21 protein-coding genes are annotated in these 17,722 nt (G+C 57.5%); 6 read left to right on the top strand and 15 right to left on the bottom strand.

The window, feature by feature from the left end; translation table 11 throughout:
- Positions 1-253: 253 nt before the first annotated feature.
- On the bottom strand, positions 254-2,926 hold the full coding sequence (gene acnA / locus AC0V61_RS09110) for an aconitate hydratase AcnA (protein ID WP_486156932.1): 2,673 nt from the start codon (positions 2,924-2,926) through the stop codon (positions 254-256).
- A 58-nt stretch (positions 2,927-2,984) separates the two neighbouring features.
- Positions 2,985-3,893: a DMT family transporter gene (locus AC0V61_RS09115; protein WP_486156933.1), complete on the bottom strand. Its 909-nt coding sequence runs from the start codon at positions 3,891-3,893 to the stop codon at positions 2,985-2,987.
- 205 nt (positions 3,894-4,098) lie between these two features.
- Between AC0V61_RS09115 and AC0V61_RS09120 the strand changes: the two genes are divergently transcribed.
- On the top strand, positions 4,099-4,242 hold the full coding sequence (locus AC0V61_RS09120; RefSeq protein ID WP_486156934.1) for a hypothetical protein: 144 nt from the start codon (positions 4,099-4,101) through the stop codon (positions 4,240-4,242).
- On the top strand, positions 4,214-5,521 hold the full coding sequence (locus AC0V61_RS09125; RefSeq protein WP_486156935.1) for a L,D-transpeptidase family protein: 1,308 nt from the start codon (positions 4,214-4,216) through the stop codon (positions 5,519-5,521). The genes AC0V61_RS09120 and AC0V61_RS09125 overlap by 29 nt, the downstream gene beginning before the upstream one ends.
- Here AC0V61_RS09125 and AC0V61_RS09130 read toward each other — a convergent pair.
- The 3 genes from AC0V61_RS09130 to AC0V61_RS09140 are packed head-to-tail and all read right to left on the bottom strand — an operon-like array spanning position 5,487 to position 8,219.
- Entirely contained in the window at positions 5,487-5,918 is a 432-nt protein-coding gene (locus AC0V61_RS09130) for a hypothetical protein (protein WP_486156936.1), read from the bottom strand. The genes AC0V61_RS09125 and AC0V61_RS09130 overlap by 35 nt on opposite strands.
- A gap of 3 nt (positions 5,919-5,921) precedes the next feature.
- Complete coding sequence (locus AC0V61_RS09135; protein ID WP_486156937.1) at positions 5,922-6,698, bottom strand: murein L,D-transpeptidase catalytic domain-containing protein; 777 nt, start codon at positions 6,696-6,698, stop codon at positions 5,922-5,924.
- Between the two features lie 57 nt (positions 6,699-6,755).
- The gene (locus AC0V61_RS09140) at positions 6,756-8,219 is read right to left on the bottom strand and encodes an NAD(P)-binding protein (protein ID WP_486156938.1); all 1,464 of its coding nucleotides are present in this window, start codon (positions 8,217-8,219) and stop codon (positions 6,756-6,758) included.
- Between the two features lie 66 nt (positions 8,220-8,285).
- Here AC0V61_RS09140 and AC0V61_RS09145 point away from each other — a divergent pair, with 66 nt between their 5' ends.
- Positions 8,286-8,885, top strand: coding sequence for a hypothetical protein (locus AC0V61_RS09145; protein ID WP_486156939.1), 600 nt, complete (start codon positions 8,286-8,288; stop codon positions 8,883-8,885).
- Between the two features lie 7 nt (positions 8,886-8,892).
- Here the strand turns inward: AC0V61_RS09145 and AC0V61_RS09150 are convergent, their stop codons facing one another.
- The 10 genes from AC0V61_RS09150 to AC0V61_RS09195 form a co-directional block, all read right to left on the bottom strand.
- Positions 8,893-9,420, bottom strand: coding sequence for a retropepsin-like aspartic protease family protein (locus AC0V61_RS09150; RefSeq protein ID WP_486156940.1), 528 nt, complete (start codon positions 9,418-9,420; stop codon positions 8,893-8,895).
- Between the two features lie 25 nt (positions 9,421-9,445).
- Positions 9,446-10,357 carry a histone deacetylase family protein gene (locus AC0V61_RS09155; RefSeq protein WP_486156941.1) on the bottom strand — a complete coding sequence of 304 codons (912 nt, stop codon included), beginning with the start codon at positions 10,355-10,357 and terminating at the stop codon, positions 9,446-9,448.
- A 3-nt stretch (positions 10,358-10,360) separates the two neighbouring features.
- Complete coding sequence (locus AC0V61_RS09160; RefSeq protein ID WP_486156942.1) at positions 10,361-10,660, bottom strand: type II toxin-antitoxin system RelE/ParE family toxin; 300 nt, start codon at positions 10,658-10,660, stop codon at positions 10,361-10,363.
- 2 nt (positions 10,661-10,662) lie between these two features.
- Positions 10,663-10,926: a type II toxin-antitoxin system ParD family antitoxin gene (locus AC0V61_RS09165; protein ID WP_486156943.1), complete on the bottom strand. Its 264-nt coding sequence runs from the start codon at positions 10,924-10,926 to the stop codon at positions 10,663-10,665.
- A gap of 35 nt (positions 10,927-10,961) precedes the next feature.
- Complete coding sequence (locus tag AC0V61_RS09170; protein WP_486156944.1) at positions 10,962-11,474, bottom strand: thioredoxin family protein; 513 nt, start codon at positions 11,472-11,474, stop codon at positions 10,962-10,964.
- Positions 11,471-12,610 carry a flavodoxin-dependent (E)-4-hydroxy-3-methylbut-2-enyl-diphosphate synthase gene (gene ispG / locus AC0V61_RS09175; RefSeq protein WP_486156945.1) on the bottom strand — a complete coding sequence of 380 codons (1,140 nt, stop codon included), beginning with the start codon at positions 12,608-12,610 and terminating at the stop codon, positions 11,471-11,473. Before ispG ends, AC0V61_RS09170 begins: the two co-directional genes overlap by 4 nt.
- Positions 12,611-12,704: 94 nt before the next feature.
- Positions 12,705-13,367 carry an NrsF family protein gene (locus tag AC0V61_RS09180; protein WP_486156946.1) on the bottom strand — a complete coding sequence of 221 codons (663 nt, stop codon included), beginning with the start codon at positions 13,365-13,367 and terminating at the stop codon, positions 12,705-12,707.
- 1 nt (position 13,368) lies between these two features.
- Positions 13,369-13,899: a sigma-70 family RNA polymerase sigma factor gene (locus AC0V61_RS09185; RefSeq protein WP_486156947.1), complete on the bottom strand. Its 531-nt coding sequence runs from the start codon at positions 13,897-13,899 to the stop codon at positions 13,369-13,371.
- 2 nt (positions 13,900-13,901) lie between these two features.
- Positions 13,902-14,375, bottom strand: coding sequence for a DoxX family protein (locus AC0V61_RS09190; RefSeq protein WP_486156948.1), 474 nt, complete (start codon positions 14,373-14,375; stop codon positions 13,902-13,904).
- Between the two features lie 190 nt (positions 14,376-14,565).
- Positions 14,566-14,847: a BufA1 family periplasmic bufferin-type metallophore gene (locus tag AC0V61_RS09195; protein ID WP_486156949.1), complete on the bottom strand. Its 282-nt coding sequence runs from the start codon at positions 14,845-14,847 to the stop codon at positions 14,566-14,568.
- A gap of 221 nt (positions 14,848-15,068) precedes the next feature.
- Between AC0V61_RS09195 and bufB the strand changes: the two genes are divergently transcribed.
- The 3 genes from bufB to AC0V61_RS09210 are packed head-to-tail and all read left to right on the top strand — an operon-like array spanning position 15,069 to position 17,699.
- Positions 15,069-15,926: an MNIO family bufferin maturase gene (gene bufB, locus AC0V61_RS09200; protein WP_486156950.1), complete on the top strand. Its 858-nt coding sequence runs from the start codon at positions 15,069-15,071 to the stop codon at positions 15,924-15,926.
- Positions 15,923-16,711, top strand: coding sequence for an HvfC/BufC family peptide modification chaperone (locus AC0V61_RS09205; protein WP_486156951.1), 789 nt, complete (start codon positions 15,923-15,925; stop codon positions 16,709-16,711). Before bufB ends, AC0V61_RS09205 begins: the two co-directional genes overlap by 4 nt.
- 49 nt (positions 16,712-16,760) lie before the next feature.
- Entirely contained in the window at positions 16,761-17,699 is a 939-nt protein-coding gene (locus AC0V61_RS09210; protein ID WP_486156952.1) for an alpha/beta hydrolase fold domain-containing protein, read from the top strand.
- Positions 17,700-17,722: the final 23 nt, after the last annotated feature.

Here is a 17,722-nt window from a genome sequence, read left to right on the forward strand (position 1 = left end):
GTGCCCCCGAAAGATGTGCGCCCGAAAGACGTGCGTCCAAAAGACGCTGGTTTAATGACGGCTTGATGCGACGCTGTGCGTATTATTGTGCTTGTTATGATGCTGGGCGTCGAGATGCGCAAATTCATAGCCAAACGGGGCCTGTGTCGGAGCATCTTCAGCCTCATTCCCCGTCGGCGCACAGGCAGCAAGTGCCAGCGATACCAATGCACACAAAGAGAGGCTTCTGATCATATTACCGAGTGTCCGTCTTTTACGAAGCGAGCTTTCTCAAAACATAGTGGAGAATGCCGCCATTGCGGTAATACTCCATCTCGTTTTGAGTATCTATACGGCAAAGTGCAGTGAAAGTGAAGGTTGAACCATCGCTGCGGCGCGCCTCGACTTCCACGTCTTGTCCCGGCTCCAAGTCAGCAAGGCCTTTAATCGAGAAGGTCGTGTCCGCATCAAGGGCGAGCGTTTCGCGCGTGTCGCCCTCTTTGAATTGCAGCGGGAGCACGCCCATTCCCACAAGGTTGGAGCGGTGGATGCGTTCGTAGCTTTCGACAATCACAGCGCGAACGCCCAAGAGGATCGTGCCCTTGGCTGCCCAATCGCGGCTGGAGCCGGTGCCATATTCCTTGCCGCCCACCACGATCAGCGCGGTGCCATCTTCCTTGTGACGCATGGCCGCGTCATAAATCGGCATGCGCTCGCCATTGTAGGTGGTCTCGCCGCCCTCAACGCCGGGGACCATCTCGTTTCTTATACGGATATTGGCAAAGGTGCCGCGCATCATCACATCGTGATTGCCGCGGCGCGAGCCATAGGAGTTGAAGTCCTTGCGCGCGATCTGGTTGCTCTTGAGATAGGCGCCTGCGGGGCTGTCTTCCTTGATGGAGCCAGCAGGAGAGATGTGGTCGGTGGTGACGCTATCGCCGAGGATTGCGAGCGGCTTTGCATCCACGATATCGGTGATGGGCGCAGGCGTCATTTCCATGCCTTCGAAGTAAGGCGGATTGGCGATGTAGGTCGAGCCCGCGCGCCATTGATATGTGTCGGAAGGCTCAACCGTGATCGCCTGCCAATGTTCATCGCCATCGAAGACGTTAGCGTAGCGGTCCACGAACATTGAGCGGTCGATATTGGCCGCGCGGTGCTCAGCGATTTCGGCGTTGGAGGGCCAAAGGTCGGCGAGCATCACGTCATTGCCATCTTGGTCTTGGCCAAGCGGTGTTTCGGTGATGTCTTCGGTCACAGTGCCTTTGAGCGCATAGGCGACCACCAATGGCGGCGAAGCCAAGAAGTTCGCGCGCACATCGGGGCTTACGCGGCCTTCGAAATTGCGGTTTCCTGAAAGGACGCTGGCAGCCACAATATCATTGCCATTAATCGCTTCGCTGATCGGAGGGGCAAGCGGGCCGGAATTGCCGATGCAGGTCGTGCAGCCATAGCCGACAAGGTCGAAGCCGACTGCGTCGAGGTCATCCTGAAGCCCGGATTTGACGAGGTAGTCGGTCACCACTTGGCTTCCGGGCGCAAGCGAGGTTTTCACCCAAGGCTTTGGCCGCATACCGCGCTCGTTTGCTTTCTTCGCTACGAGGCCCGCTGCGATAAGCACATCGGGGTTGGAGGTGTTGGTGCAGCTGGTGATTGCCGCGATTACAACGTCGCCATCGCCAATGTCGTGATCGGTATCGGCCACGTCCACGCGCGCAGGTTCGCTCTTGGAGTAAACCTTGGCGAGGTCTTCATTGAAGAGCTCATCAACCATGGGCAGCGTCACGCGGTCTTGCGGGCGCTTGGGACCGGCAAGGCTTGGGACAACTGCGCCCACATCAAGCTCAAGCGTATTTGAGAATACCGGCTCATTGGCGGGATCGAACCACATGCCCTGCTCCTTGGCATAGGCTTCAACCAGCGCGATTGTCTCCTCAGAGCGGCCTGTTAGGCGCATATATTCGATGGTCTTGTGGTCGATCCCAAAGAAGCCGCAGGTCGCGCCATATTCCGGAGCCATATTGGCGATCGTCGCGCGGTCAGCGAGGGTGAGGTTGGCGACGCCCTCTCCGTAAAACTCAACAAAGCGGCCCACCACGCCCACTTCGCGCAGCATTTGGACGCAGGTGAGCACTAGGTCGGTCGCGGTGACGCCTTCGGCCATCTTGCCCGTTAGCTTGAACCCGACCACTTCGGGCACCAGCATCGAAATTGGCTGGCCGAGCATAGCGGCCTCCGCCTCAATCCCGCCAACACCCCAGCCAAGGACGCCAAGCCCGTTGATCATGGTGGTGTGGCTGTCGGTTCCAACACATGTGTCAGGATAGGCGACGAGTTCCCCATTCGCATCCTCGCTCGACCACACGCCGCGGCCGATATATTCAAGGTTCACCTGGTGGCAGATGCCTGTGCCGGGAGGGACGGCTGAGAAGTTTTCAAAGCTCTCCGCGCCCCATTTGAGGAAGTCATAGCGCTCGGCATTGCGCTCATATTCGAGCGCCATATTGGCTTCCATCGCTTTGGGATGGCCAAACTCATCGACCATGACCGAGTGATCGATCACAAGGTCAACGGGGACCTGCGGATTGATCTTGGCCGTGTCTCCGCCTAGCTTTTTGATCGCATCGCGCATCGCCGCCAAATCGACGACGCACGGGACGCCGGTGAAATCTTGGAGCAGCACGCGCGCAGGCCGGTATTGGATTTCGCTGCCGGTGACAGGATTGTTCTGCCAGTCGATGATGCCCTGAATATCCTCACGGCCCACCGTAAAGCCGCCATCTTCAAAGCGCAGCATATTCTCTAGCAGCACCTTCATCGAAATCGGCAACTTTGACACATCGCCCAACTGCTCAGCGGCTTTCGCGAGCGAATAATAAGCGTATGATTTGCCGCCCACTTCGAGAGTAGAGCGCGTCGAGAGGCTGTCTTTACCGGTGGCTGTCATATGCGTTGATCCCTTGAAATTGTCCCACCCCATAATCTGGGCGAATGGGTGCCTTTGTTCAAGGTATGGTTTCGGGCGCCAAGGGTTCCTTAGTTTTGCCCTTCCGGGTGGCGAGCCAGCATCCGGTGACGATCAGGCCCGTCCCAGCAAGTGTCGGCAGCGTCACAGCCTCTTGGAAAAACAGCCAGCCCAGAACGCTCGCCCACAAAAATCCTGAATATTCAATCGGCACCAACGCCTGTGCCTCGGCCCGCGCATAGGCCCAGGCAAGCGCCATTGCGCCGATCACCGTCAGCGCGCCCGCAGCGATCAGGGGCACTACAGCCTCGCCTGCCAAGGGGCCTGCAAATAACGGCGCGAACACTCCCAAGATCACCGCGCCTACCCCGCTGTGGAAGGTCGCAATTTCGATAGGCCCAGCGGCCTGCGATTGCTTGCGGATTACGATGAAGTTGTAGGCATACAGAACAGCGGAGAAGAGAACAGCGGCAATGCCCAACATCGCATCGTCGTCGAAATCGCCCTGTCCCATTTTGCCGCTCACAATGATGATCGTGCCTGCAAAGCCCAGAATACTGGCGAAAATCGCTGCCGGCTGGATCACTTCGCCCAGCAAAACACGCGCAAGATAAAGCGCGATGAGCGGCGCGATAAAGCTGATCGCAATCGCTTCGGCCAAAGGCAATTTGGTGATCGAATAGAAGAAGGAAAGCGCCATCAACGCGCTGATCAGCCCGCGCTCTAAATGCAGCTTCAATGCCGCGCGCGAGGGCCAACCTGTCCACTTCCACAGCCAGAACGGCGCGATAATCAAAAGGCCAATGCATGACCGCAAAACGGTCGCCGTGTACGTGCCGGTCGCAAGCGCGGCCTCTTTCATAAAGGCGTCCATGATCGACAAAAAGCCCACGCCCATAAGCGCTGCGAGGAAAGGCAGCAGCGGGGAGGAGGGAGCGGGGCGGTTCATGATATCGCGCTCTCTACTGCCCCCATGCCGCCGCGTCACCCACCATCGCGCACAAGTTTTATGAGCAAATTCAGCCTCGCGTCATCTCTTATGGTTGATAGCAGCACTGAAAAAGCGGTATATTTACCTTTAAGGGGCAACTTTAGGGCTGACCTTGCGCGCATTTGACGAGAATTTGGCGGGCAAGCGGTATTAGGTGGATGAAATGCACAAACGGTTAGGCACTTTTGCAGGTCTTTTGGCAGGAGCTTCGGTTCTGGCGACGGGCGCTTTTGCGCAAGATACGCTGGTTGACAATCCTCTGGCGCAAGACAGCGGTTTTGAAGATCTCGCAAGGCTCGGCCGATGAGCAGGTCGAACGCGATGCGAGTTTCGATGAAGCCTTTCCCGCGATGGTATCAGAGCCTCTGGTGCAAGGCGCTGAAGGAGGCGACCTCGCGCCTCCGGGTCCGATGGTCCAAAACTGGCTTCCCGATGATCTGAACGCATTGGTCGAAGTCATCGAAGGGATTGGCGCAGAAGGCCTTGACCCCGCCGATTACAATTTGGCCGCCATCAAAGAGCTACAGGCGCAAGGCCCCTCCGAGACGCTCGACAAGCTTGCATCGCAGAGTTTTGTTTGGCTTGTCGAAGATATCCGAGACGGGCGCACCCCGATGGATGCACGCGTTCAGTGGTTCGTGGTGGACCCAGACCGCGACCGCTTCCGCACGCGCGATCTTTTAACAGAAGCGCTGCAAACGGGCGATGTCAAAGGCACTTTGGCAAGTCTCCACCCCACCCATCCCGATTACGCTGCTTTACGCGCAGAACTCGCGGCCACCCCGCAAGAGGAAGCCGCCAAGCGCAAGCTCATCCGTGCAAATATGGACCGTTGGCGCTGGCTCGCGCGTGATTTGGGCAGCCAATATCTCATCACCAATGTGCCAGAATTTCAGCTGCGCCTGACGGTGGCTGATAAGATTATCAGCACATACCGCACGGTGGTCGGCAAGCCGGGCCGCACTGCGACCCCGCAATTGGCGGAGGTTGTGTCTGGCGTGGTGTTCAACCCCACCTGGACCGTCCCCCAATCCATCGTCAAAGGCGAGGGTCTGGGCGAGCGTGTGCTGAACAACCCTGCGTGGGCGCGCTCAAAGGGCTATAAGGCGACCCGCCACGACAGCGGCTGGATCAGTGTTGTCCAGCAGCCCGGGCCCACCAATTCGCTGGGCCGGATGAAGCTGGAGATGCCCAATCGCCACGCGATTTTCTTCCACGACACGCCTTCGCGTCATCTGTTCAACAACAATATGCGCGCGCTTTCGCATGGCTGCATCCGGACAGAGCGCGCGCTCGAGCTGGCGATTACCATGGCGATCCTTGGCAAAGGCGCGACCAAGGAAGAGGCCGTTCGAATTGCCACTAGCGGTGAATACACCAAGGTGATGATCGAGAAGAAGATGAACGCCTATATCACCTATTTCACTTTTGGAGTGGATATTGACGGCAACCTTCGCGAGTTCAAAGACATCTACGGCCGCGACAAACCAGTGCTCGCAAGCCTCGACAAACCGCGCGTGCAAAATCGCTCGGGTGAAAGCGATGATGAGGTTATCGTGATTGAGAACAACCCGCTGGCGGGGTGAGCTGCCACCAAAGAGTAAATCCCGCGCCAAGGGCGAAGGGAATTGGAATAAGCCACTTCAACTCATAGCTTGTTATACCTGCCCAACTGTACCAAGCTCCAGTTGCGATTGTCGCGCCAAGCAGACACAGCGCAAGTGCTGGATAGCCATTCAGATTGCAGCCGCGAACAATCAGCGCGGTCGGGACGCCTCCTAAGAGCGTACAAGGCGCTACAAAGACAAGGCTAAATACGGCGATAAAGAACGGCAAAAATAGGACGCGCCAGACCGCACTCAATTCGAGCGATATTTCGCCAAGTACCAGAAGCGCGATGGTAACAACGAGACCGCCAATCCAGGCGCCACCTAACATCGCTCGCACGATTGCTTCGGGAGTGGAAACAATCTCAGTTCGCATTACTCAAAACGTCCCCGGCACGCGCCTTTGCATCGCCGTAGGGTTATCCGGCGTCAGCATTTGCATATTCGGCCCGTTTGCATTTCTCTGGCTTAGCGCCAATTGCTGCTCGCGGCTGAGCATTGCGCCGTCTTCCTGAAGGCCCAAGCTGTCGGTGTAGAGCAGACGCCCGCCTGAGAGATTGAGCAAAACCTCGCGGAAATCCTGCGTGCCAAACACAAAGCACCCTTGCGAGCGGCCCATCTTACCCCAGCGCTGTAAGTGCGATGGCTCTGCATAGGCTGCGCGGTGCATCACGATATAGCGGCGAAGCGCGGCCTCATTGGAGGCTTCCAAACCGCCAAGGCGCACCGAAGTGCCATATTTGCCCTGATACCACTCCCAAGTCACATAAGCGCCGCGGCTTGATGCATGGGAACCCTCACGGTTGGAATAGCTATCGAGCCAGCCATCGTGATTGCGGTCAGAGCCCGAACCGTGGCTGACATGGAAAGCGGTCACTTCTTCAAGCCGCATGTTCACGAGGTAAAACCGTTGCCGCGCCGAGTGGACGCCATAATCGCAAATGCCGACGATATCCTTGCGCCAAATCGCATCGCCAGCGCGGGCCAGTTGTTCGCTCGCGATATCGAAGAGCGCCCGGTCGCGCGGGGTGCCAGTGCGGGCCTGAGCTGGAAGGGGTTGGGCCGCGAGTTTTGCCGGCAGGACAGGCAGCGTCGCAGAACCGGCAAGCACTGCGCCAGTTGCCAAAGAGCCCTTCAAGAGATCGCGACGGTTCATACTTGCCTTCTTACGTAGAGGATAATGACCTTCCCGTGAATCCCTAAATAGCGCCGTTTATGCAGCTTCGTGAATGGCCTTAGCCGCCATGCCCAATTTTATGACACCGGGCATATTGGATTGGATCTTGGGGCCAATCTGAGAGAGCGCCGCGAGACGAGGATCACCCTTCGCCATCATCTCTGCCACCGCTGGCCCTGTGGGATGCAGGCGGCTTCGCGCGTTGAAAGCGTTGGTCTTTTCATTGCCTGACAGGATCGCAGTGCTCATGAGGTTTGCCATCATCGCGTAAGGATAAGTGTCGGTGCTGTCAGTCAGAGGCGCTGGCGGCGCAAGGTTGTTTTTCTCCTCATCGGTCTCGAAATTCGCCTCAATGAATGCCGCCAAAGCTGCGCTGTAAGGTACAAATGGCGCTTGAACGATTTGCAGCGTGATCGTGTCGCCGTCGAAAAACTTGCGCGTCTGGTCGCGTTGCTCAAACGGAACCGCGCTCGCCGTGCAATTGATGAAGAGCGTGCCTTCGGGCATTTCCACTCTCTCATCACCAAAGTGCATGGCGGCCGGTTCAAGCGCGGTGACCCGCTTTTCGCGGTGTACCTTGGTGATCTGCTGGAGGAGTGCGACTTCGGCCTCAGAAATCACAGCAAAATGGAACATCTTAGGCGTCACATTCTCATCGATCCGAAGCATAGTGCCGCGCTCGCCCAGCTTTGCGAACATCTCATCGCCTGTCTCAGACCCATTGGCGCATTCGACAAGATCAATTTGGAACTGCACGAGGTCTTCGAGGTGGTGTTTTGCTGGTTGCAAGAGCTTGCGGTTGAACATCCAGCTGTCACGCGGGCGCACCCAGTCGATTTTGTCGGCTGGAACGCCTGCTTCAAGAAGCCAAACGGCGGTATCCATCGCCGTCTTACCCCCGCCGATGACACAGTAATGCTGCGGCAGATTGTCGGTGTCCATCCATAGCTTTGGCAGGTCGCCGGGGATCGCAAAGCGGGTGCCCTCAGCGATGTCAAAACCGGGCGTATGCGTTGCTGGCACACTGGTTTTGAACCAAGTCCCATCGACTAGCTTGCGGCGCACTTGGAAAGAATGCTCTTCACCTGAGAGAATGCTGCGGGCCTCGTGTTTGCCATCACCGCCGCCTTTGTAGTCGGTCAGCGGGAGATATGTCACGCGCCCGGAGGGCACAAAGCGCTCGCTCATCAGCTTGCTGTAATAGGCGAGGATTTCCTCGTGCTTGGCGAGCGGATACAGCCCCTTGTTGTGTCCGTCAGTGTCGACGCGGTCAGGACACATCTCCGCAGAATTCACACCGTAAGTCGCGCTTGGCTGGTGCAAGGTTACGAAGGAATACGCGTCATTCCAGTGGCCACCGGGCCGCGCGTGCTTGTCGATGATAGTGATGTGGCAGTCGAGATCTTCGTCCAGCAAAGTATCGACAAAAGCCATGCCCACAGCGCCGGCGCCAACGACAAGATAATCGGTTTCGTGAGAATTCATGGGGCCAGTGCTCATGGGAGTGGTTCATCCTTTGGGATCTAAGGGTGTATGATGTCTCGCGAATCAGGGAAGAGATCAGTTATGCCTCGTCTATCATGCCTAATTACGCTTTTCGCGGGTTTTTGGACGTTGGGAGCAGGCACGGCGGTGCAGGCTCAACAAGAGCCGCCTGCGGTTGAGGATCCGCTCGCCCTCGAAGCGCCCGCTTTGACGGGCCTTAAAATCGTGAGAAGCAGCGAGGGGGATCTGCCCGATGTGATCGTTGTGGAAACCGCCGAAATTCCAAAGGCGCTTCCCCGCATCCTCGACCAAAAGGGTGCCGATAGGTTGATGCACAATGAGGGGGTGACGCTTCAGTGGATCGGCTGGGAAAAGCGCGGCACTGTCTGGGTGGCGGTGGCGCAAAGCGGGCATTGGCTGCTGCTTGGCGGACAAAACGGCGGCGAGGACGGGTTCATGGATTTGGAAGGCTTCATCAAGGAGATTGGTGAGGATTACTTCATCTTTGAGGGCACAATCAAAATTCTTGGGGCCCCCGATAAAGAGAGGGCCTGCAATGTGACCAAGACTTGGCGTTTTGAGGTGACGCAGAACCGCTCATATTATCGCCTGCGCGAATTTGAATGGTGCGATTATCTCACCGATTACATCGATATCTACTTCCCGCTGTCAATGAAGTAGGCGGATATCAAGCACCTGAAAGGACCATCTGGTTGCCCTCGATTTTGACCGAACCGATTTGGCCAAGATAGGACTGACCCAGAAGCGAGATATCGAGACCTTCAGGAACGATCATTGCGCGCACATTTCGGCGCGTGAAGCCGCCGACATCCACCACATCGATTTGACGAACGACCCCGTAAACCGTGCCACTCGCCCCGCGCGCGACTGGGCGAACCTCGCTTTGGTCCCAGTGCATTCCAGCGGCCCGCGCGTCTGATCCGGTGAGCGCGATAACGCTTGCCCCGGTGTCCACCAGCATACGAAGGCTCGCGCCGTTCACATTGGTGTTGGCATAGAAATGCCCGTCATATTCGCGAGAGAGCGTGTGTGTTCCGGAATACCAGTCCTCATTGGCGGCTGTGGTGGAAGTTTGCGCGACCGAACTGCGCGGCACCCAATCACCGCCTTTTTCAGAGCCCGCATTAGAGCCCCCTGCAACAAGCGCTGCAAACAGGCATACACAAGCGACAAGAGCGAGATAACGTCCAATCATGGTCAGACGGCTTAAGGCGAAAGGTTTAAGGCGCTCTAAACTTCGCGTTCTCTTGGGCCATTGCGATCATCGAGCGAGCGTGGCGCGCGGCGACTGCGCGTTGATCATCGCCATAGCCGCCGCCCAGCGCTGAGGCGATGGGAAGGCTGCGTTTGCGCGCTTCGCTTACAATGTATTGGTCGCGTTGGACGAGGCCATCATCGGTCAGCCCTAGGCGGCCAAGCTTGTCGTCCTTATGGGGATCAACGCCCGCCTGGTAGAAGATGAAATCAGGTTTGAAACCGTCCAAGAGCTTGGGAATGTGGTTTTCGAGAACCGTCATATAAGCGGCGTCATTGGTCCCATCGGGCAGGCCGATATCTATGTTTGACCGGGCCTTGCGCACCGGGAAGTTCTTCTCGGCGTGGACGGATAGCGTTGCAATATCTTCGCGCCCGGCGGTGAGCGAGGCGGTGCCATCGCCCTGGTGCACATCGAGATCGATGATGGCGATCCGCGCGGCATCACCTTCAGCGATAAGGCGGTTCGAGGCGACGGCGAGATCATTGAATACGCAATACCCTGCGCCTGTTTCGGCAAGCGCGTGGTGGCTACCTGCGGCGCTGTTCGCCGCGTAGCCGTGCTGCATCGCCAACTGCGCCGCCAGCCACGTTCCGCCATTGGTGTGGCGGACACGGTCACGGATGGCCTCTGTCACTGGAAAGCCGATACGGCGTTCTTTGACGTGAGGGACCTCTGCGCGAAAGACCTCGTCGACATATTCAGGATCATGCACCGCCTCGAGCCATTGCCTTGGACAAGGGTCCGGGGCGTGCTCGGTGATGGCAGCGCCAGATTCGCGCAGCTCCTCCATCACGAGGTAATACTTGTCGAACTTGAACGTGCCGCGCTCAGGGCGAGGGGCCATGTAATCGGGGTGGTGGACGACGTGGAGCATGGGTTAATCGAAGAGTGCGGTCAGGTTACGGCGTTCATGAATGATGCGGACAATCTCGACCCGCTGTTTTTGATCGAAATATCGGTAAAGCAGGATATGCCTTTCGCGCGCCATGGAGCGCAGGTCAGGCCCGATTTCCGGCCTTGTCCTGCCCATTAGCGGCGTTACTGCAAGCAGGTCGATAGACTGACCAAGCGACCGGACAATCCGGGAGGCCGCGCTGCGATCATGGGCCGCAACCGTGTCCCAAATGTCTTCGAGATCGCGCTCAGTGGCCATCGACCATTCGATTTGCGCACCCATTTCTAATCAGCCGATTGCGCCATCTTGCGTGCAATGAGTTCCTCTACACCGTTGTAAGGCTGATACCCGCTCGCATCCCCTTCTGCGACCAGCCTGCGCAATTCCTCAATCGCGGCGGCTTTGCGTGCCTTTTGATCTTTCCATTCGCGCAAGGCCTCGCGCACGACTTCGCTGGTGGAGGCGTAATTGCCCGACGCCACCGCGCTTTGCACTTCTTCGAGGAGTTCGCCGGTCAGCGAGATCGAGATTTTTTCAGCTTTGCCCATTGCTACTTGGTAGCAATAATTCGCACCAAGCGCAATTAGGCGCTCTTATCAGCCAGCATCCCCAGCTCTTCGTAAATTTCATCCTCGCTGCGGCTGGCGGTGTTGCGCCAGCTTTGGGCGGTGTCGGCGTTCAGCACTTCGCCTTGCGCCGTGAGCACTAGAACAAGCGGTGTGCCTTCCTGAGCCTCGATACCGAAGCGCCCGAGCACATTCTTGTTATGCCAATCCCCCGTTTGCGGCATGCCGACATTGACGAAGACAAGCTCATAGCGCTCTTCGATCAGGCCACCGATGTGTTCACTCTCAGTCCAACCAGCAAAAGCGCGGCTGTCGTGGCACCAGTTGGCGCCAAAGGCGATGAGGACGCGTTTGTCATTTTCGGCGGCTCTGGCAAGGGCAGCGTCAACGTCACCCATTGCGTCTTCGCTCACATCATAGAGCTTTGCTTCGGGATAGTCGTGCGAATGGTCGCCATCGCCCTTGGCAAAGGCGACGCCGCCAATCACTAGGACCCCTGCAAGGATGCCCGACAATATCGCCTTAATCATTCAGCCGCTTCCGCCGCGTGCGGATCAAACGCGGTCGCTTCGCCTGCTTCAATCGCGGCCGCCTTGTCTTCGACCAGTTTCACGATGTGGCTGAGCATGTCTTCATCCTCAATCGCGTGCGCTTTGACGCCGGAGAGGTAGACCATGTGCTTGCCATTGCCTCCGCCGGTAAGGCCAATGTCGGTCTCGCGCGCCTCGCCCGGTCCATTGACCACGCAGCCAAGCACCGAGAGGCTCATAGGCGTTTTGATATGCTCAAGGCGTTTTTCGAGTGTCTCAACCGTGCGGATCACGTCAAAGCCTTGGCGTGAGCAGGAGGGGCACGAGACCACACGAACGCCGCGGGTTCTAAGGCCCAAAGACTTGAGCATCTCATAGCCGACTTTGACCTCTTCCTCAGGCTCAGCCGACAGCGAGACGCGAATGGTGTCGCCAATGCCAGCCCAGAGCAGAGAGCCCATGCCGATGGAGCTTTTTACGGTTCCGCCGATGAGGCCGCCTGCCTCGGTGATGCCAAGGTGAAGAGGGCAATCGACCGCTTCGGCAAGGCCGTGATAGGCCGCGACCGCGAGGAATACGTCTGATGCCTTCACCGCGACCTTAAACTCGTGGAAGTCGTGATCTTGCAGAAGCTTGATGTGATCAAGCGCGCTTTCGATCAGCGCCTCTGGGCAAGGCTCACCGTATTTCTCAAGCAGGTCCTTTTCGAGTGACCCCGCGTTCACCCCAATGCGAATTGCACAGCCATTAGCTTTCGCCGCGCGCACCACTTCGGCAACACGGTCGGATGAGCCGATATTGCCCGGATTGATCCGCAAACACGCAGCGCCCGCATCGGCGGCTTCAAGCGCGCGTTTGTAGTGGAAGTGAATGTCCGCCACGATCGGAATACGCGCCGCCTTGGTAATTTTCGCGAAGGACTTGGTCGATTCCTCGGTCGGGCACGAGACGCGGATGATATCGCAGCCCACCTCCTCACACCGCCTGATCTGGTCAAGCGTTGCCACCGCATCTTCGGTGGGGGTGTTGGTCATGGTTTGTACGGTGATCGGAGCCCCGCCACCAACGGGCACATCGCCCACCATGATCTGACGGCATTCCCGCCTATCGATATCGCGCCAAGGTCTAACAGACATGAGCGTCATATAGGCCCGGAATCATGAAGGGGCAATGACAGTAAAAAGGGGCGACACTGCATCGCCCCTTCAAATTGCGTCTAATTGTGAGTGCTTACCAGCGGATAAGCGGCGGCGCGGCATAGCGCCAGAAGACCGCTGCTAAGAAGACCGGCGCAACGTGGGAAAATCCGACGTGGGGCAGTGAGTCCAGAGGGCAAGTGAGGTTATAGGCAAGTGCGCCAAGCGAACCGCTTGTCAAACCAATCAGCCAACCTGCACGATTTAGCGAAACCGGAGCCCCGCGCCGCAGGAACAGGATTGAGGCGACCGCGATCAGCGAACTTGCACCAAGACCATAGGCTGCACATTCCCAATAAAGGAGGCCAGGATCATTAAGGCTAAGGCCATGATCGTGCCCTGCTTCGACAGACATCAAGCCGATGAATGCCGCAACAGGAAGCGCGGCCAACATCGCCGTGCTCCATGCAGGCGCAGAACTCTGTGCTCCGACGCGCGGCGATACGGTCGAGACAAGCGCCGTGGCACTTGAGGCACCCACAACCGCCAGCAAGAGATTGCTGATCCAGAAGAAGGGCGAGGCGCGGCCATCGATCATACCGCTCCAAAAGCCGAATATGACGATACACGCGAGCCCAGCTGCAATGGTGGCAAAGGCGATCAGACCGAGCCCATCGCGCGGGCGAACGGGCTTCACCGGAGTGATATCTTCTGTCAGGGCTGCGATCAGATCATCGCGGTTTTCAAACTTTTCCATACTATTCAGCTTTCTCAACCAACGTGGCGAGCTTCTTCAAGCCACGGTGGATATTCACTTTGACAAGGCTTTCGCTTTGCCCGGTTTTTTCGGCGGCCTCCCTGATTGAGAGCCCTGAGATTTTGACCATCTCAATGACCTCTGCCTGACGTGTTGGCAATTGCCCGAATAGCCGATCAAGGCTTACTCTTGCCATAACGACTTCCTCGTCGCTTTCCTGCGTCCCATCGTCGTCCATGAGCTCTTGCGCTTCATGCTTGTAGACCTTGCGCAAATGATCGACCCAGCGATAGCGCGCAATGGCTGCAAGCCATGGCAGAAACGGGCGGGACGGGTCCCAGGTTGCCCTCTTGGTGTAAAAGGCAATCAGCACATCTTGCACCAGATCATCGATGGAATGCGGAGGAATGCGCCGCCTGAAATACCGCTCAAGCCAAAGCCCGGCCTCAGACAAAAGCACATTGGTAGCGGCTTTATCGCCGTCCTGTGCTGCCGTCATCAGCCGGGCAAAGGTGGGCTCGTCAGCGACCATTGTTAGTCAGCTTTGGCAGGAAACATGCGATCGAACAGACGATCAAGCGAGAACATACCACCGCCGCGGCTGATCAGGATGAGAGCCATGGAGATAATACCAAAAGCCCAGCCCCAGAAGTGCCCAGATGTCGGGAAAATGAAAATCTGAATGACGATTGCCATCACTGCAAGCGCTGCTGCGCCAAACCGGGTGAACAACCCTGCGAACAGCAGGACGGGGAAAAGGAACTCGGCATAGATCGTCAACGGCATTGCGATGTCGGTTGGGATGGGAAGCCCTGAATACAGATCCTGAAACAGGAACGGGAGCGTATCGTTCGGCGTGAACCAAGTGCCTTCGGCGATCTTGGTTTTGTACGAGCGCCAGAACACGCCTGCAAGCGCGATGCGGATGCCAAGAAGACCGATGCTTTCGGCGACTGGGCTAGACAAAAGGCCGATTACTCGGGCGTAAGCGTTAGTAATTGCGTTCATGGTATCCTCCTTGAAAACCAGATCAGAAGCGCGGCTCGATTTGCCTGAAGCTGCGCGAGGCTCTTGGTTTTGTCCTAATTTTGAAAAGCTTGCCGTCACCCTCTCACCGGCCCTTGTGCACCGGAGTATGTCACACTTTTCTCCAGATGGAAGAGATGTGGTGAGAGAGCTTAAGGACAAGCGCTAGAAGTTAGCGGCGGATCGGGGTGAGCGAGCCGTTGCCTTTGGGTGTTTTGATGCTGGTGCAAGTGCCTTTGTTGACATATTTCCAAGCGTTGCCTTGGTAGTCGCGGGTCGAGGTGCCAGCGCAGCTTGTGCCGGGACCTGCTGCACAGTCGTTCTTGCCAGCAAGGCTGATGCCGTAGCATTTTTCTTTAGCGCCTTGAGCAGCGACTGGGGTGGTGGCCATGCCAGCTGCGATACCAGCGGTCAGAGCAAGGCCTGCGAGTGAAGCGATTGATTTCTTGTTCATGGCGTTTTCTCCAAAACGTGTCGTATCTAAAATCTTGCGTCCCGTTTCTCATCGGAACTGACCGGTGGTTCGCCATGAGGTTCAATTGGGTTACACTTTTTTCGAAAAAACGTGTCATCGCCCTCGGTCAAAGAGCTGTAACGGGCCCCGCGACTAGGGCGAATAGAGGTATGAAAGAGCGCGCTTTGGGTGCGCTGAAAATCTGCTAGGATTGAACCATCATGAGCCAGCATCTTGACCCTATCGAACCCTTCTCAGGCTTTGGCCTGGGATTGCGCCGTACGCATTATGAGGATTTTCTTGAGGGCGATGTGCCGGTCGATTTTGTTGAGGTCATCAGCGAGAACTATATGATCGAAGGCGGGCGGCAGATGCGTATCCTTGAAGAGGTGCGCGAGCGTCTGCCGGTCATCATCCACGGCGTTTCCATGTCTATTGGCTCTGCGCGGGGCCTTGATGCAGACTATCTGGCAAAGCTCAAATTGCTGGAGCAGCGGATTGACCCGCTTTGGGTGTCGGATCACCTGTGCTGGACGCGGACGAGTGCGCATAACAGCCATGACCTTTTGCCGATGCCTTTAACCAAGGAGGCGCTCACGGCAGTGTGCGAAAATATTGACCATGCGCAAAATGTGTTGGGCCGCGCGATGCTGTTCGAAAACCCGTCGAGCTATCTCACTTTCCCCGAGGACGAGATGACCGAATGGGAGTTTTTGAGCGAAATGACGAGGGCCACAGGGTGCTATCTGCTGCTGGATGTGAACAACATCTATGTCTCATCTAAGAACCACGGGTTCAGCGCTGAGGAGTATCTGGCAGGGCTTCCGCTCGACCGGGTGCGGCAAATCCATCTGGCTGGACATGACCCTGCGACGCCAGAGCGCGATATCATCATCGACACCCACGACCGCGAAGTGATTGAGCCTGTGTGGGAGCTGTATGCCAAAGCGCTTCAAATGCTCCCGGCTGTGCCAGCCGTGATGATTGAACGCGACGATCACATTCCCCCGCTTCCTGAATTGCTGAGCGAATTGGACCGCGCCCGCGAAATTTCTGGCCGGGTCTTGGAGCCCGCATGAACACTTTAGCAGAGCGGCAAGACGCATTCCTTGCATCCATCCTAGACGAAGGCGCACCTGCCCCCGACGGGTGGGGCAATTCTCAGGCGGCGGGGATGGCTGTCTATCGCGGCAATTATCGCTCAGCCCTGATGGGCGCGCTGGCAGAAACTTTTGAACGAACCGCACTTTTGCTTGGGGGCCAAGCCTTCGCGCAAGCTTCAATCAACCACGCGATTGCCCATCCTCCAGGCGGCTGGACGATTGATGAGGCGGGTAAGGGATTTGAGGACACTTGCGCCCAACTTTTCCCAGAGCGCCCCGAAGTCGCTGAACTTGCGTGGCTGGAATGGAGCATGATGGAGCTTGCGACCGCTCCGGACACTGTTCCTCTAACTGCGCAAGACTTCGCCGCGGCAAGCGCTGAGTTTGGCGATGAGGATTGGGGCGAACTGCGCTTGCAATTTCAACCCCGCGCGAAGGCTAGAGTGGTTACACACGATCTTGAGGCGCTTTGGCGTGCGATTGATGCTGGCGAAGAGCTTCCTGTTGTGCGCCTCGAGAGGCCGCGCGCCTGCATCGTATCGCGCCATGGGGAGCGACCTACCTTCACTCTTTTCGAAGAGGACCACGCCCCGGCATTCACCGCCATGCAGGAGGACGCGAGCTATGGTGAGCTGATCGCAGTGCTGCTTGATGGCAGTGAAGCTCCCAGCCAAGAAGACGTGCAATCTGCTGCGATGAGAGCCGGCGCGATGCTGGGGGCTTGGCTGAATGAGGGTCTGGTCGTCGCTATCAATTCTTGACTTGAGCGCCGCTTAGGCCACTCTCCCGCCCGAAAGAGGAGAGGGATCCATGTTGACAGACGCTTCCACCGAACTTCGCAGTGCAAAGCCAAGCATGCTGATGCGCACCATCAAATGGCTGATGTCGAAGCGCCCCGGCGTGTTTCCCAAAGACCCTGCCGGTCTTGGCCCATTTTTGAATGGCCGCGCGCTTCCCAAAGATGCGCCGATGCCCGATGGTTTTCGCGGCAAGTTCGTCGTCGAAGAATGGGAGGCGGCAGGCCAGAGGGTTGTCACGCTCCACCCAAAATCCGGCCCCGGAACCTGGCACATGCTCTATTTCCACGGCGGCGGGTTTGTCCTGCCGATGTTCAAAGAGCACTGGCCGCTTGCAGAGGCGATGGTGAATAAGCTTGGGGTCAGCATCACCCTCCCGCTTTACGAAGTGGTCCCGGAAAGCCCGCACACCCGCCAAGATGAGCTCGCCGATGCTGCCTTTGCAAAGCTTGCCGAAACCCATGACCCGGCCAAGATCATCCTCAATGGCGACAGCGCTGGCGGGCATATGGCGCTCAGCCTAGCGCTTCGTCTTGCAAGAGCGGGCGGGCCGCAGCCGGGGAAGCTGGCATTGTTTGCGCCTTGGCTGGATGTGACGATGGCTGATCCAGCCATGGAGGCGGTCGAACCCCATGACATCATGCTCAAGATCGGCACTTTACGCGGTTGCGGGAAGATATTTGCAGGCGAGGGCGATCCGGCCACCCCACAATTCAGCCCGCTTTACACCGCAAAAGAAGAACTGGCGCTTCTCCCACCAACGCGGATTTGGACCGGCCGCCATGACCTTTTCATCATCGACAGCCGCACTTTCACAGGCAAGCTGCGCGATGCGGGTGTCGATGCCAAGCTCTACGAATATGAAGGTGCGCCGCACGTCTTCATGGCCGTTGTGCCCACCAAGGAGTCCAAGGATTGTCTCAAACTCCTTGGCGAATTCATTGCTGAGTGAACATGAAAAAAGGGCGCGTCGGA

This window comes from Erythrobacter sp. JB1-4 (genome assembly GCF_057365025.1).

What these genes read in the sequence shown, in the direction of transcription:
- acnA (WP_486156932.1), bottom strand. Translation starts at nt 2,926, where the DNA reads ATGACAGCCACCGGTAAAGACAGCCTCTCGACGCGCTCTACTCTCGAA.
- AC0V61_RS09115 (WP_486156933.1), bottom strand. Translation starts at nt 3,893, where the DNA reads ATGAACCGCCCCGCTCCCTCCTCCCCGCTGCTGCCTTTCCTCGCAGCG.
- AC0V61_RS09120 (WP_486156934.1), top strand. Translation starts at nt 4,099, where the DNA reads ATGCACAAACGGTTAGGCACTTTTGCAGGTCTTTTGGCAGGAGCTTCG.
- AC0V61_RS09130 (WP_486156936.1), bottom strand. Translation starts at nt 5,918, where the DNA reads ATGCGAACTGAGATTGTTTCCACTCCCGAAGCAATCGTGCGAGCGATG.
- AC0V61_RS09135 (WP_486156937.1), bottom strand. Translation starts at nt 6,698, where the DNA reads ATGAACCGTCGCGATCTCTTGAAGGGCTCTTTGGCAACTGGCGCAGTG.
- AC0V61_RS09140 (WP_486156938.1), bottom strand. Translation starts at nt 8,219, where the DNA reads ATGAGCACTGGCCCCATGAATTCTCACGAAACCGATTATCTTGTCGTT.
- AC0V61_RS09145 (WP_486156939.1), top strand. Translation starts at nt 8,286, where the DNA reads ATGCCTCGTCTATCATGCCTAATTACGCTTTTCGCGGGTTTTTGGACG.
- AC0V61_RS09150 (WP_486156940.1), bottom strand. Translation starts at nt 9,420, where the DNA reads ATGATTGGACGTTATCTCGCTCTTGTCGCTTGTGTATGCCTGTTTGCA.
- AC0V61_RS09155 (WP_486156941.1), bottom strand. Translation starts at nt 10,357, where the DNA reads ATGCTCCACGTCGTCCACCACCCCGATTACATGGCCCCTCGCCCTGAG.
- AC0V61_RS09160 (WP_486156942.1), bottom strand. Translation starts at nt 10,660, where the DNA reads ATGGGTGCGCAAATCGAATGGTCGATGGCCACTGAGCGCGATCTCGAA.
- AC0V61_RS09165 (WP_486156943.1), bottom strand. Translation starts at nt 10,926, where the DNA reads ATGGGCAAAGCTGAAAAAATCTCGATCTCGCTGACCGGCGAACTCCTC.
- AC0V61_RS09170 (WP_486156944.1), bottom strand. Translation starts at nt 11,474, where the DNA reads ATGATTAAGGCGATATTGTCGGGCATCCTTGCAGGGGTCCTAGTGATT.
- ispG (WP_486156945.1), bottom strand. Translation starts at nt 12,610, where the DNA reads ATGTCTGTTAGACCTTGGCGCGATATCGATAGGCGGGAATGCCGTCAG.
- AC0V61_RS09180 (WP_486156946.1), bottom strand. Translation starts at nt 13,367, where the DNA reads ATGGAAAAGTTTGAAAACCGCGATGATCTGATCGCAGCCCTGACAGAA.
- AC0V61_RS09185 (WP_486156947.1), bottom strand. Translation starts at nt 13,899, where the DNA reads ATGGTCGCTGACGAGCCCACCTTTGCCCGGCTGATGACGGCAGCACAG.
- AC0V61_RS09190 (WP_486156948.1), bottom strand. Translation starts at nt 14,375, where the DNA reads ATGAACGCAATTACTAACGCTTACGCCCGAGTAATCGGCCTTTTGTCT.
- AC0V61_RS09195 (WP_486156949.1), bottom strand. Translation starts at nt 14,847, where the DNA reads ATGAACAAGAAATCAATCGCTTCACTCGCAGGCCTTGCTCTGACCGCT.
- bufB (WP_486156950.1), top strand. Translation starts at nt 15,069, where the DNA reads ATGAGCCAGCATCTTGACCCTATCGAACCCTTCTCAGGCTTTGGCCTG.
- AC0V61_RS09205 (WP_486156951.1), top strand. Translation starts at nt 15,923, where the DNA reads ATGAACACTTTAGCAGAGCGGCAAGACGCATTCCTTGCATCCATCCTA.
- AC0V61_RS09210 (WP_486156952.1), top strand. Translation starts at nt 16,761, where the DNA reads ATGTTGACAGACGCTTCCACCGAACTTCGCAGTGCAAAGCCAAGCATG.